General features: G+C 70.2%; 10 protein-coding genes. 7 read left to right on the forward strand and 3 right to left on the reverse strand.

Annotation, left to right across the window (positions count from 1 at the left end; all coding sequences use genetic code 11):
- Nucleotides 1-8: 8 nt before the first annotated feature.
- Nucleotides 9-1,232 (reverse strand): MFS transporter, encoded by a 1,224-nt coding sequence (locus Microterr_RS00255; RefSeq protein WP_263796820.1) that lies wholly within the window; start codon nt 1,230-1,232, stop codon nt 9-11.
- Nucleotides 1,233-1,305: 73 nt separating this feature from the next.
- Here Microterr_RS00255 and Microterr_RS00260 point away from each other — a divergent pair, with 73 nt between their 5' ends.
- From Microterr_RS00260 to mnhG, 7 genes are all read left to right on the forward strand, one after another.
- Entirely contained in the window at nt 1,306-2,358 is a 1,053-nt protein-coding gene (locus Microterr_RS00260) for a LacI family DNA-binding transcriptional regulator (RefSeq protein WP_263796818.1), read from the forward strand.
- A 90-nt stretch (nt 2,359-2,448) separates the two neighbouring features.
- The gene (locus Microterr_RS00265; protein ID WP_263796817.1) at nt 2,449-5,385 is read left to right on the forward strand and encodes a Na+/H+ antiporter subunit A; all 2,937 of its coding nucleotides are present in this window, start codon (nt 2,449-2,451) and stop codon (nt 5,383-5,385) included.
- Nucleotides 5,385-5,924: a Na(+)/H(+) antiporter subunit C gene (locus tag Microterr_RS00270; RefSeq protein WP_263796816.1), complete on the forward strand. Its 540-nt coding sequence runs from the start codon at nt 5,385-5,387 to the stop codon at nt 5,922-5,924. Before Microterr_RS00265 ends, Microterr_RS00270 begins: the two co-directional genes overlap by 1 nt.
- Nucleotides 5,921-7,477: a Na+/H+ antiporter subunit D gene (locus Microterr_RS00275; RefSeq protein ID WP_263796815.1), complete on the forward strand. Its 1,557-nt coding sequence runs from the start codon at nt 5,921-5,923 to the stop codon at nt 7,475-7,477. The genes Microterr_RS00270 and Microterr_RS00275 overlap by 4 nt, the downstream gene beginning before the upstream one ends.
- Nucleotides 7,474-8,043: a Na+/H+ antiporter subunit E gene (locus Microterr_RS00280; RefSeq protein WP_263796813.1), complete on the forward strand. Its 570-nt coding sequence runs from the start codon at nt 7,474-7,476 to the stop codon at nt 8,041-8,043. Before Microterr_RS00275 ends, Microterr_RS00280 begins: the two co-directional genes overlap by 4 nt.
- Nucleotides 8,040-8,306 (forward strand): MrpF/PhaF family protein, encoded by a 267-nt coding sequence (locus Microterr_RS00285; RefSeq protein ID WP_263796812.1) that lies wholly within the window; start codon nt 8,040-8,042, stop codon nt 8,304-8,306. The genes Microterr_RS00280 and Microterr_RS00285 overlap by 4 nt, the downstream gene beginning before the upstream one ends.
- Nucleotides 8,303-8,665 (forward strand): monovalent cation/H(+) antiporter subunit G, encoded by a 363-nt coding sequence (mnhG, locus tag Microterr_RS00290; protein ID WP_263796811.1) that lies wholly within the window; start codon nt 8,303-8,305, stop codon nt 8,663-8,665. Before Microterr_RS00285 ends, mnhG begins: the two co-directional genes overlap by 4 nt.
- Before the next feature lie 125 nt (nt 8,666-8,790).
- Here the strand turns inward: mnhG and Microterr_RS00295 are convergent, their stop codons facing one another.
- Together Microterr_RS00295 and argG are read right to left on the reverse strand one after the other, a co-directional pair.
- Complete coding sequence (locus Microterr_RS00295; protein ID WP_263796809.1) at nt 8,791-11,409, reverse strand: penicillin acylase family protein; 2,619 nt, start codon at nt 11,407-11,409, stop codon at nt 8,791-8,793.
- 139 nt (nt 11,410-11,548) lie between these two features.
- Nucleotides 11,549-12,991 carry an argininosuccinate synthase gene (gene argG, locus Microterr_RS00300; protein ID WP_263796807.1) on the reverse strand — a complete coding sequence of 481 codons (1,443 nt, stop codon included), beginning with the start codon at nt 12,989-12,991 and terminating at the stop codon, nt 11,549-11,551.
- Between the last annotated feature and the right edge of the window lie 121 nt (nt 12,992-13,112).

Raw genomic sequence — 13,112 nt, forward strand, 5'->3', positions numbered from 1 at the left:
GGATGAGTTTAGTGGTGGTGGCCCGCGCCGACCTTCGAGCCGGCGATGGGCTTGGCCGCTCCGGACGCGAGGCCCGACATCGCGATGAGCGCGACGATGATCCACAGCGTCGACAGGATGCCGATCTGCTGGCTGATCCAGCCGAGCACCGGCGGTCCGCACAGGAAGGCGACGTAGCCGATCGTCGCCGCGGCGGAGACGGATGCTGCGGCCTTCGCCGGGTCGTCGGCGGCGGCCGACATGCCCAGTGGGAACCCGAGTGACGCGCCGGCACCCCACAGGGCGACGCCGACGAACGCGATCGGGAGCGACGGCGCGAGGATGAACATGATCAGGCCCACGCCCGCGGCGACCGAGAGGATGCGCAGCGTCCACACCCGGCCGATCCGGTCGACCAGCGGTCCGCCCAGGATGCGGAAGACGGTCATCGCGACCGAGAACACGGTGAGGGCCACGGCCCCCATCGCCTCGGTCTCGCCGTGGCCGTCGACCACGGCGATCGTGAGCCAGTCGTTCGCGCTGCCCTCGGCGAAGGCCATGCCGAGCATGATCGCGCCGATCGCCCAGGTGCGCGGGTCGCGCCAGACGGCGAGGGCGGCCTTGAACCGGTCGCGCCGTGAGGCATCGGGGGCCTCGTCGCCCACGCTCTCGCGGGTCGGCACCCACGCGATCGACAGCAGCCCCGCACCGAGGACGAGCGCCGCCGCAGCCCAGAGGTGCGCGGCGACGCCGACGTTCCAGGCCGACATCGCGATGCCCACACCGGCACCGACCACGGTGCCGATACTGAAGAACGCGTGGAACAGGGGCATGAGGGTGCGGCCGAACGACTGCTCCACCGCAGCGGCCTCGACGTTCATCATCACGTCGGTGGCGCTCATGCCGAGACCCAGGAAGGCCAGGCCGACCGCCGTCAGCGCGTACGAGTGGGTGATCTCGACGCCGAACCCGATGACGATCACACCGCCGCCGAACGACAGCAGCGTGGCGATCATGCCCCGCCGGGCGCCCCACCGCACGACGATGATGTTCGCGAGCGTGAGCCCGACGATCGCCGCGGCGCCCGAGATGAACAGCAGCACGCCGATGCCGAAGTCGTCGGTGCCGAGCTCCTTCTTCACCGCCGGGAGACGCGACGCCCATGAGGCGAAGCCGAGACCGACGACGGCGAAGATCGTGAAGATGGCGGTGCGCCAGCGCACGAGCTGGGAGCGGGTCAGGACGGTATCCACGCCGACAGCCTACCGAATCGATTCGATGCCCGAGAACACGCGGAAGCGCGGGGCAGTCTACGATCGGAGGATCATGAGCACGCGCCGCGCCACCATCAGCGACGTCGCCCGCACCGCGGGCGTGTCGCCGTCGACCGCCTCGGTCGTCTTCAGCGGCAAGACACCCGTGTCGGACGAGACACGCAGCCGCGTGCTCGCGGCCGCCGCGGAACTCGGCTACACCGGCCCCGACCCGCGGGCGGCGTCACTGCGCCGCGGCCGGTCGGGCATCGTCGGGGTGGTGTTCGAGGAGCACCTGGGCCGCACGTTCCAGGATCCGGTGAAGATCCTCATGATGGACGGGCTGACCGACGGCGTCGCGCCGCTCGGCGCCGGCCTGCTGCTCCTGCGCGACCGCGATGACACCGACGGCGCGCCCACCCTCACCACCGCGCCGCTCGATGCGGCAGTGCTCGTCGGATGCAGCGGGATGCTGCGCGAATCGCTCGACGTGGTCCGCGCCCGCGGCATCCCGGTCGTCGTGATCGAGGGGGATGCTGGCGAGGGGATCCCGCGGATCGACCTCGACAACCGCGCGGCCCAGAGCCGCGCCGCCGCGCACCTGCGTGAGCTCGGCCACGAGCGAGTGGCGCTGGTCACGCTGCCGCTGCGCGCGGGCTGGGCGCCTGGGTGGATCACCGGAGCCGACGACATCGACATCGACGTCACCCGAGACCGCCTCGATGGTGCCCGCGACGTGTACCCGCAGGCGCCCGCGTACGCCGCAGCGGCCAGCTCCATCGACGAGGGCGTCGCGGCAGGGCGGGCTGTCTTCGCCGCGGCGGGCCCGCATCCCACCGCCGTGCTCGCCCAGAGCGACCTGCTCGCCGCCGGAGTGATCCGGGCCGCGGAGGAGGCCGGGCTGCGGGTGCCCGAGGATGTCAGCGTCACCGGGTTCGACGGGATCGTCGTCGACGGACTGGCCCCGTACGAGCTGACCACGCTGGTGCAGCCGGCCGTCGAGAAGGGACGTGCCGCCGGACGCGCAGTCGCCGCGATGCTCGACGGCGGCGAGCCGGCGTCACTGCTGCTGACGTGCGCATTCCGCGCGGGGAATACCACCGCGCGGGCGGGGGCCGCGGGCTGATCCAGGGCCGACCCGGGCCGGGCTCCCCGTAGACTGGACGGACACCCCGAACGCCTGTGCCTTTGGCCGCGACCCCCGAGGAGGCCGCGCATGCTCATCCTGCTCGGCGTGTTCGCGGTCGTTCCGGTCGCGCTCCCGTCGCTGGTCCGCCGGATAGGCGCGCGCGCGTTCTACGTCGCGGCCCTCGTCCCGATCGCGGCGTTCGTGCACACCGCCTGGCTCACCCCGGCCGTGCTGAGCGGCAGCATCCCGTTCGAGGCGTACGACTGGATCCGCCCGCTCGGCATCCAGCTGTCGATGCGGATGGACACGCTCGCCTGGGTGATGGCGCTGATCGTCACGGGCGTCGGCGCGCTGGTGATGATCTACTGCCGCTCGTACTTCCGCGGGAAGGACGAGGGCCTCGGCCAGTTCTCGGCGGTGCTGCTCGCCTTCGCCGGCGCGATGTACGGGCTGGTGCTCACCGACGACATCGTCGTGCTGGTGATGTTCTGGGAGCTCACGAGCGTCCTGTCGTACCTGCTCATCGGCTACTACAACCGCCGTGCCGCGAGTCGCCGCGCCGCTCTGCAGGCCCTGCAGGTCACGACGCTCGGCGGCCTGGTCATGCTCATCGGCGTGGTGCTGCTCGTGGTGCAGGCCGGCACCTCGAGCCTGTCGACGATCCTCGCCGAGACGCCGACCGGCGCCGTCGTCGACGCGGCCCTGGTGCTGATCCTCGTCGGCGCGCTCAGCAAGTCCGCGATCTTCCCGTTCCACTTCTGGCTGCCCGGCGCGATGGCCGCGCCCACTCCGGTGAGCGCGTACCTGCACGCGGCCGCCATGGTCAAGGCGGGCATCTACCTCATCGCCCTGTTCGCACCCGCCTACGCCGAGTCGCCGGTGTGGCGGCCGATCGTGATCGGGCTCGGCGCATTCACGATGCTGCTCGGCGGGGTGCAGGCACTGCGCGAGACCGACCTCAAGCGCATCCTGGCGTTCGGCACCGTCAGCCAGCTGGGTCTGCTCACCGTGGTGCTCGGCTACGGCACCCGCGATGCCGCCCTCGCCGGCATCGCCCTGCTCATCAGCCACGCCCTCTTCAAGTCGGCGCTGTTCCTCGTCGTCGGCATCATCGACCGTCAGCTCTCCACCCGTGACATCGGAGAGCTCAGCGGCGTGGGCCGGCAGGCGCCGACCCTCGCCGTGTTCTCGGCGCTCGCGGTCGCCTCGATGGCCGGGGTCATCCCGACGCTCGGATTCGTGGCGAAGGAGGGGGCGCTGACCGCCCTCCTCCACGAGGCGTCCGGCGGTGCCGCTTGGGCGATCGTCGCGGTGATCGCGGTCACGCTCGGGTCGATGCTGACAGCGGCATACGGCATCCGCTTCGTCTGGGGCGCGTTCTGGACGAAGAAGGATGCTGCCGGCGCAGCCCTTCCGCCGACCGCCTGGCCCGACCCGCCGTTCTCGTTCTTCGTCTCCCCGGTGCTGCTCTCCTCACTCGGCGTGATCGCCGGCTTCGCGACCGCACCGCTCGACGCCGCACTGGCCACCTACGCCGACACGGCACCTGCGGCCAGCGCGGGCGTGGCCGCACCGGAGCATGTCTCGCACCTCGCCCTCTGGCACGGCTTCGAACCCGCACTGTGGATCTCGATCGCCACCCTTGTCATCGGCGCGGCTCTGTTCGGCCTCACCGCGAAGGCGACCTGGAGCCGCCGCCTCCTGCCGTTCACGGCCGCCGACGTGTACAACGCGGCACTGCGCGGCATCGCGCGACTGTCGGTCATCACGACGAGCTTCACCCAGCGCGGCTCGCTGCCGGTCTACGTGGGCACGATCTTCGTGGTGTTCGTCGCTGCGGAGGGCACCGCCCTGCTCGCCGGCTCGGACTGGCGGGCCGATCTCGCCGCCTTCCACACGCCGATGCAGCTGGTGGTCGCGCCGATCATGATCGTCGCCGGCCTCATCGCGGTGCGGGCGCGCAAGCGCTACACCGGCGTCGTGCTGGTGTCGGTCACCGGCCTCGGCATGGTCATCCTCTTCGCGACCAGCGGTGCGCCCGACCTCGCGCTGACGCAGATCCTCGTCGAGACCGTCACCCTGGTTGCGTTCGCGCTCGTGCTGCGGCGCATCCCCGCCCGCATGGGCGAGCACAACGCGTCGGTGTGGCCGGTGGCCCGTGCCGTGCTCGCCGGGGCGGTCGGGCTCACCATGGCGATGGTCGCGATCGTGGCCACCGCCGCGCGCGAGGCGGCGCCGATCTCGGGCTCGTTCGCCGACCTCGCCTACGAGATCGGGCACGGCAAGAACGTGGTCAATGTCGCCCTCGTCGACCTGCGCGGGTGGGACACGATGGGCGAGCTGTCCGTGCTCATCCTCGCCGCGACGGGAGTCGCGTCGCTCGTGTTCGTGACGCATCGCGCCGACACCCTCTCGACATTGAACGCGCTGCCGAGCGAGCTGCCGCGCGACCGCCGGCCCCTCATCGAGACTGCGGACGGGATCCGGCCGCGCGGTGAGGGCGGCAGCCGGCGGATGGCCTGGCTCGTCGGCGGTCAGCGCGTCGATCCGGCGAACCGCTCGATCATGCTCGAGGTCGTCGTGCGGATCCTCTTCCACACCATCATCGTCGTCTCGCTCTATCTGCTGTTCGCCGGCCACAACCTGCCGGGCGGCGGGTTCGCGGGCGGACTGGTCGCGGGCATGGCGCTCGTGATGCGCTACGTCGCGGGCGGCCCCTACGAGCTCGGCGCCGCCGCGCCGACCGACGCCGGCCGGCTGCTGGGGGCGGGCATGGCGCTCGCCGTGGCGACCGCCGTCGTGCCCATCTTCTTCGGACAGGCGCCGCTGACGAGCGTCTTCATCGAGGCGGACCTCCCGGTCATCGGCCACGTCGAGTTCGTCACGTCCACCCTCTTCGACATCGGCGTGTACCTCGTCGTGATCGGCCTCGTGCTCGACGTGCTGCGCAGCCTCGGGGCCGAGGTCGACCGTCAGGCGCACGAGCTGCGCGAGACCGGACCCCGGGCGGGGGTGGGCGTCTGATGCAGGCATCCGCCATCCTCATCGTCATCATGGCCGTGCTGTTCGCGTGCGGCGTCTACGCGATGCTCGAGCGCAGCCTCACCCGGGTGCTGATCGGCTTCCTGCTCCTCGGCAACGCGGCGAACCTGCTGCTGCTGATCGTGATGGGCGCGCCGGGCGTGGCCCCCTTCTTCGGCTCAGCCGACCCCGCCGACATGAGCGACCCGCTGCCGCAGGCGCTGACACTCACCGCCATCGTCATCACGTTCGCCGTGTCGGCGTTCCTGCTCGCCCTGATCTACCGCTCGTGGCAGCTCGGCCAGGCCGACACCGTCGAGGACGACGAGGCCGACGCCGCCGTGCGCGCGCGGGCGACCCAGGCCGAGGAGTCCATGGACGACGAGACCGGCATCGAGGACGAGGACGACGACGCGACGAGTGACTTCGTGGGGGTCGACACCGCCCCCATCACCGTGCTGAGCAGTCGCGACGTCCCGGGTGTCCGCGACGACGCGCCCGTCGACGAGGCCGACCGGCCGCGCGGGGGTGAGGACGCATGAACTCGCTCGTCCCGCTTCTGGTCACCCTGCCCCTGCTCGGCGCCGCCATCGCGCTGATCGCCGGGCGGCACCGGCGCACGCAGGTGGTGGTCTCGGTCACGACGCTGACGCTCGTGACGGTGATCGCCAGCATCCTGCTCGTCGCCGTCGATGCCGCGGACGCGCCGATCGCCGTCTCGGTCGGAGGCTGGCCGGTGCCGTTCGGCATCGTGCTCTACGTCGACCGGCTCTCGGCACTGCTGGTCGTCGTCTCGAGCGTCGTGCTGCTCGCGGTGCTGCTCTTCTCGGTCGGCCAGGGCGCGGCAGACGGCGACGACGAGACCCCGGTGTCGATCTTCCACCCGTCGTACCTCATCCTCGGCGCCGGCATCTTCACCGCGTTCATCGCGGGCGACCTGTTCAACCTCTACGTCGGCTTCGAGATCCTGCTGGTCGCGTCGTACGTGCTCATCACGCTCGGCAGCACCGAGTCGCGCATCCGCACCGGCGTCGTCTACATCGTCGTCTCGCTCGTCTCGTCGATCCTGTTCCTGGCCGCGATCGCGGTGATCTACGGCGCGCTCGGCACGGTGAACATGGCGCAGATCGCGGAGCGCATGGTCGAGCTGCCGCAGGACATCCAGCTCGTGCTGCACCTGCTCCTGCTGCTCGCGTTCAGCATCAAGGCGGCCGTGTTCCCGCTGTCGTTCTGGCTGCCCGACTCGTACCCGACCGCTCCTGCGCCGGTGACCGCGGTCTTCGCGGGCTTGCTGACGAAGGTCGGCGTGTACGCGCTGATCCGCACGGAGACGCAGCTGTTCAGCGACAGCGACGTCAACATCCTGCTGATGGTGATCGCCCTGGCCACCATGATCGTCGGCGTGCTCGGCGCCGTCGCGCAGGCGGAGCTGAAACGCATCCTGTCGTTCACCCTGGTCAGCCACGTCGGCTACATGGTGTTCGGAATCGCCGTCGCCACCCCCGAGGCGATCGGCGCGACCATCTACTACATGGTCCACCACATCGTCGTGCAGACCACCCTGTTCCTCGCCGTCGGTCTCATCGAGCGACGGGCGGGCTCGACCTCGATCCTGCGGGTGAAGGGCCTGATGCGCGCCGCCCCGATCATCGCCGTGCTCTACTTCATCCCCGCGATCAACCTGGGCGGGCTGCCCCCCTTCTCCGGCTTCATCGGCAAGTTCGCGCTCTTCGACGCGGCGGCCGAGGTCGGCACCCCGATCATGATCGTGATGCTCGTCGGCGGCATCGTCACTTCGCTGCTCACCCTCTACGCCCTCATGCGCGCGTGGAACCTGTCGTTCTGGCGCGAGGAGGACGACTCGGCCGAGACCGAGGCGCGCATCTCGTACCTGGGCGATGCGCCGGCGGCGGGCGACGAGTCGGACCGCCGGGTCATCCCGCGCATCATGACCTCGGCGACCGCCGGCATGGTGACGCTGACCATCGCGCTCACCGTCTTCGCCGGGCCGCTCTACGACGTGTGCGCGCGGATCGGCGACACGATCCTGCAGCCGGTGACGCTGGTGCAGCTGGATCAGGAGGCGGCAGAGTGACCCCCGACTTCCGCCACACCCCCCGCACCGTCGCCACCCAGGCGTGGCGCCAGCTGCCGTTCGTCATCTGGCTCATCGCGCTGTGGATGCTGCTGTGGGCTCAGTTCACGTGGCTCTCGCTTCTGACCGGGATCGTGGTGGCCCTGTTCGTCACCCGGATCTTCCGGCTGCCGCCGGTGGAGCTGTCCGGCCGGGTCAACCTCTGGCGCGGACTCCTGTTCGTGCTGTCGTTCCTCGGGTCGGTCGTGCACGGCTCGATGCTGGTCGCCTGGCAGGTGCTCGACTGGCGGCGCCAGCCGGGCACGGCGATCATCGCGGTGCCCCTCGTGACCGACGACGACCTGATCATGACCCACGTGGCGGTCACCGCATCCCTCATCCCCGGCTCGCTCATCGTCGACGCTGACCGCGACCGTCGCGTGCTGTTCCTGCACGTCATCGGGGTGCGCGATCAGCGCGACGTCGAGCGCCAGCGCCGCAGCGTGCTGCAGTGGGAGCGGCGCATCGTGATGGCGGTCGGCTCGCGCGCGCAGGTGGCCGCGATGCAGGGCGGGGGTGCACGATGAGCTTCCTGCTGCCGGCGATCTACGTCGTGTTCTCGGTGGCCGCGCTGCTCACGGTCATCAAGATCGTGGTCGGGCCGTCGATCCTCGACCGCGCGGTCGCCTCGGACGTGCTGCTGACGCTCGTCATGTGCGTGCTCGGCGCCGAGATGGCGATCAACCACCACACGCGCACGCTGCCGGTGCTGCTGATCATCGCGGCGGTCGGCGTGTTCGGCTCGATCTCGATCGCGCGTTTCGTGGCCAGGAAGGACACCGAGCGATGAACCCGGATGCTGTCATCGACGTCGCGGTGGGCGTCTTGATCCTCGTGGGCGCGCTACTGTGCCTCACCGCCGCGATCGGGCTGCTGCGGTTCCGCGACGTGCCGACCCGCCTGCACGCCGCGACCAAGCCGCAGGTGCTCGGGCTCGTGCTGATCTGCCTCGCGATCGCGCTGTCGATGCGTTCGTGGCAGGTCGTGGCGTTCCTGGTGCCGGTCGTGATGATCCAGTTCGCGACCGCGCCGCTGTCGGCGCACATGGTGGGCCGGCAGGCCTACCGCAACGGCACCATCGACGAGCGGTCGCTGGTCGTCGACGAGCTCGCGGACTCCCGCCGCACACCCCCCGCCGCCGGCGGCTGAGGCCGCGCTCTGCGCCAGTTCCCTGCATCTGCGCCACCGATCAGTGGAGCGGATGCTGCGAACTGGCGCGGCTGCGAAAGCGCGCGGCTCGTTGAGCGAGCGCAGCGAGACGAAACGTCGGGCCGCTACTCCGCGGGGGTGAGGGTCAGGGTGTTCGTGGTCGCGGCGGCGACGGCCTCGGGGGAGAACGCCCAGGGCGTCAGCTCCGCCTTCTGCCACGACGCGGTCTGGTCGACGTAGTTCGGGTGGAAGGTGTGCCCGCTCGTGCCGGTCAGGTGGTTCCACCGTGACGCGTCGAGGTCCGAGAGGTCGACGACCATGCGCATCGACGGCACCGTGATGGTCGAGAAGTCGCTCCCGATGTCCCACCCGGTCGCGTTCGCGACGGACGATCCGCCGCCCACCTCGAACGGCCCGCGGTTGAACAGCCACTCGATCGGAGCGATCCCGCTCGCGCCGAACGTGTCGCTGGCGAGATTCAGCGCGTGCAGCGATCCCCAGCTCCAGTTCGCCGGCGCCTCGCCCTGCAGGTCGACCAGCCGGTCGTACGCTCCCTCGGCGCTGGCGGCCAGCATCCCGTCCATGTCCTCGACGTCGATGCCGGCGTTCGTCCACCACGGCGACGACGGGTCGCCCATCAGCGCGTCCACCACGAGGAACAGACGGCCTTGGCCGACGAGCGGCGCCGGCGTCTCGCGCCCGCGCACGAACAGGTTCTGCACCAGCTCGTCCCACAGCACGTTGGCGTACGCGGCAGCGGCCGAGTCCGCATCGTTCTGCGCATCCCACGCCTGCAGCAGGTCGAGCGCGGCGTCGGTGCCGGCGTCGTCGGTGCGCAGGTCGGCGTAGGCGGCGATCAGCCGCTTGCCCATCCAGAACTCGTTGTCGGCCTGGATGTCGCGCATGTCGTCGGCGGTGAGCTTGCCCATCGCCGCCTTGCGCTCGATCAGATCGACGATGCGGGCCGCGCGCCAGCCGTAGTCCCAGTCGCGCGTGAGGAAATGCTCGTAGTCGTCGCCGACGATCGCGTTGTTGGCGGTGACGATGTAGCCCGAGTCGGGGTTGTACGACACCGGCAGCTCGTCGAACGCGATGTACCCCCGCCAGTCGTAGTCCGACAGCCAACCCGGCTGAGGCATCGACCCGTCGCCGACGCCGCGGATCGGCAGCCGACCCGGCGTCTGGTAGCCGATGTTGCCCTCGATGTCGGCGTAGATCAGGTTCTGCGCCGGCACGTCGAACAGCTGCGCCGCCGCCCGGAACCCGGTGAAGTCCTGCGCCGTGTTCAGCGCGAAGATCGCCTCGGCCGTCGTACCGACCTGCAGTGCGGTCCACTGGAGGCTGACCGCATCCTCTCCCTCGGGAGTCCGCGCAGGCTCAGCCTCGACGCCCTCGGTCCCGACCTTCGGGTCGCCCGCGATCGCATCGAAGTCGGCGGTGAGGCCCGACACGATCGGACCGTGCACGGTCGAGCGGATCTCCAGCTCGACGTCGTCGCCGCCCGCGACCTTCAGCGTCTCGGTGCGCACATCGAGAGGCACGAGCTCGCCATCGCGCCAGTACTGGTCGCCCTGCACCTTCTCGACGTACAGGTCGGTGACATCGGTGGTGAGGTTGGTGAAGCCCCAGGCGATGTGCGCGTTGTGGCCGATGACGACACCGGGCATGCCCGAGAAGCTGAAGCCGGCCACGTCGAACGGGCAGTCCGTCGCCACCGTGCGGCACTTCAGGCCGACCTGGTGCCAGACGCTCGGCAGCGCCGCGCCGAGGTGCGGGTCGTTGGCCAGCAGGGGCAGCCCACTGTCGGTGAGGTCGCCCGAGACCACCCACGAGTTCGATCCGATGCCCTCGCCGGCATCCCCCACGAGAGCGCCGACCGCCTCGATGACGCTGCCCACCTCGGTCCAGGAGATGGATGCTGTCGCCACCTGCGCGTCGTCCGGTGCGGCCGTCGCGCTCGCCGGCTGCGCCAGATCGGAGATCGTCGGCACGATCACGGGGTTCTTGTCGAACGGGTAGGTCGGGTACAGCTCGGTGAGCTGGTCGGCGGTGTAGCTCTGCGCGGCGATCGCGCGCTCCGACTCGGTCTCGACGTTGGAGCGGAGGTCCCAGGCCATCGCCTTCAGCCAGGCGACTGAGTCGGCGGGCGTCCACGGCTCGATCTCGTAGTCGGCGTTCTGCAGCCCCAGCACCGCGTACTCGAACGAGGCATCGGCGCCGTCGTGGTCGGCCAGGTAGGCGTTCACGCCTTCTGCGTACGCGTCGTAGTAGCTGCGGGTCGTCTCGTCGAGCGCTTCCACCTCCTGCTCGGCGATCTCACGCCAGCCGAGCGTGCGGAGGAAGCTGTCGGTGCTGAGCTGCGATTCGCCGAACAGCTCCGACAGGCGACCGCTGGTGACGTGCCGGCGGAAGTCCATCTCCCAGAAGCGGTCCTGCGCATGCACGAAGCCCTGCGCGAAGAAGAGGTCGTGCGTGCTCCCGGCGGTGATGGTGGGGATGCCGAGCACGTCGCGCTGGACGGTCACCTCGTCGGCCAGGCCCGCGGCGGCGATCGTGCCGTCGAGCTGTGGGAACGAGCGCTGGATCGTGAAGGCGACGGTGCCTGCACCGATGAGGGCGATCACGATGACACCGGCGATCAGGCTGAAGAGGCTGATGCCGACGATGCGGCCGATCGAGCGCTTCTTGACCGGCTCGGTCTCGCCGTCGGCGAGCGGGGTCGGCGCGGTGGCGGTCTTCGACATTGAAGTGCTTATCCGTTCTCGGCACGCCGTGGCGGACACGGCGAGTCTCAGTTCCACCCTTTCGGGTCGGGTGGGCTGTCACGAATCGTAACGCGCACCTGCGCGCAAGCCCGAATCGCGCTCGCTTTTACCCGGTGCGTCAGTCGGTGCCGAGGTCGAACGCCGACGACTCGTTCGCCGCATCCGTCGCCTCGGCGAGCTCTTCGCGCTCGGCGCTGTAGCCCTCGGCGTGCGCCGTGATGCCCTCCGCCGCGCCGCTCTCGAGCCGGCCGACCAGGGCGCCGGTGGCGCCGCCGATCAGTCCGGCGGCCGCGTACTGCTCGAGCCGCGAGCGGGAGTCGGCGATGTCGAGGTTGCGCATCGTCAGTTGGCCGATGCGATCGGTCGGGCCGAACGCGGCGTCGCCGACGCGCTCCATCGACAGCTTGTCCGGACCGTACGAGAGGTTCGGGCTGGTGGTGTCGAGGATCGTGTAGTCGTCGCCGCGGCGCAGACGCAGCGTGACCGAGCCGTTGATCGTCGAGCCCACCCACTTCTGGATCGACTCGCGCAGCATGAGCGACTGCGGCTCGAGCCAGCGGCCTTCGTACATCAGGCGGCCGAGCCGGCGACCCTGCTCGTGGTAGGTCGCCAGGGTGTCTTCATTGAGGATGCCGTTGACCAGGCGCTCGTAGGCGATGAACAGCAGTGCCATGCCCGGCGCCTCGTAGATGCCGCGCGACTTCGCCTCGATGATGCGGTTCTCGATCTGGTCGCTCATGCCGAGGCCGTGCCGGCCGCCGATGCGGTTCGCCTCGAGCACCAGCTCGACCGCATCGGTGAATGCGACGCCGTTGAGCGCCACGGGGCGACCGGCCTCGAAGGTCACCGTGACGTCCTCGGTCTCGATCTCGACGGCGGGATCCCAGAAGCGGACGCCCATGATGGGCTCGACGGTCTCGAGCGAGACGTCGAGGTTCTCGAGGGTCTTCGCCTCGTGCGTCGCACCCCAGATGTTCGCGTCGGTCGAGTACGCCTTCTCCGCCGAGTCGCGGTACGGGAAGCCGTGGGCGACGAGCCACTCGCTCATCTCCTGGCGCCCGCCCAGCTCGGTGACGAAGTCGGCGTCGAGCCACGGCTTGTAGATGCGCAGCGCGGGGTTGGCGAGCAGGCCGTAGCGGTAGAACCGCTCGATGTCGTTGCCCTTGTAGGTCGAGCCGTCGCCCCAGATGTCGACGCCGTCCTCCTTCATCGCGCGCACGAGCAGGGTGCCGGTGACGGCCCGCCCGATCGGCGTCGTGTTGAAGTAGGTCTTGCCGCCGGAGCGGATGTGGAACGCGCCGCATTGAAGCGCGACAAGGCCCTCTTCGACGAGGGCGGCCTTGCAGTCGATCAGGCGCGAGATCTCGGCGCCGTACTCGAGTGCGCGGCCGGGAACGGCCTCGACGTCGGGCTCGTCCGGCTGGCCGAGGTCACCCGTGTACGTGCAGGGGATGGCGCCCTTGTCGCGCATCCACGCCACGGCGACCGACGTGTCGAGGCCTCCGGAGAAGGCGATGCCGACGCGTTCGCCGACGGGCAGGGACTGGAGGACCTTCGACATGATCCCAGTCTACTGAGCCGGTCTCCCGCGGCCCTGCGCGGTCCGTGGCGGGGTCGTGGTGTGGGACCTCAACGGCGCGCAGAGGACGGGCGACTGTGGCATGTTGCCCAAAAGTTACTCC

Origin of the sequence: Microbacterium terricola, from assembly GCF_027943945.1 — a bacterium.
In the GTDB taxonomy this organism is placed as follows: domain Bacteria; phylum Actinomycetota; class Actinomycetes; order Actinomycetales; family Microbacteriaceae; genus Microbacterium; species Microbacterium terricola.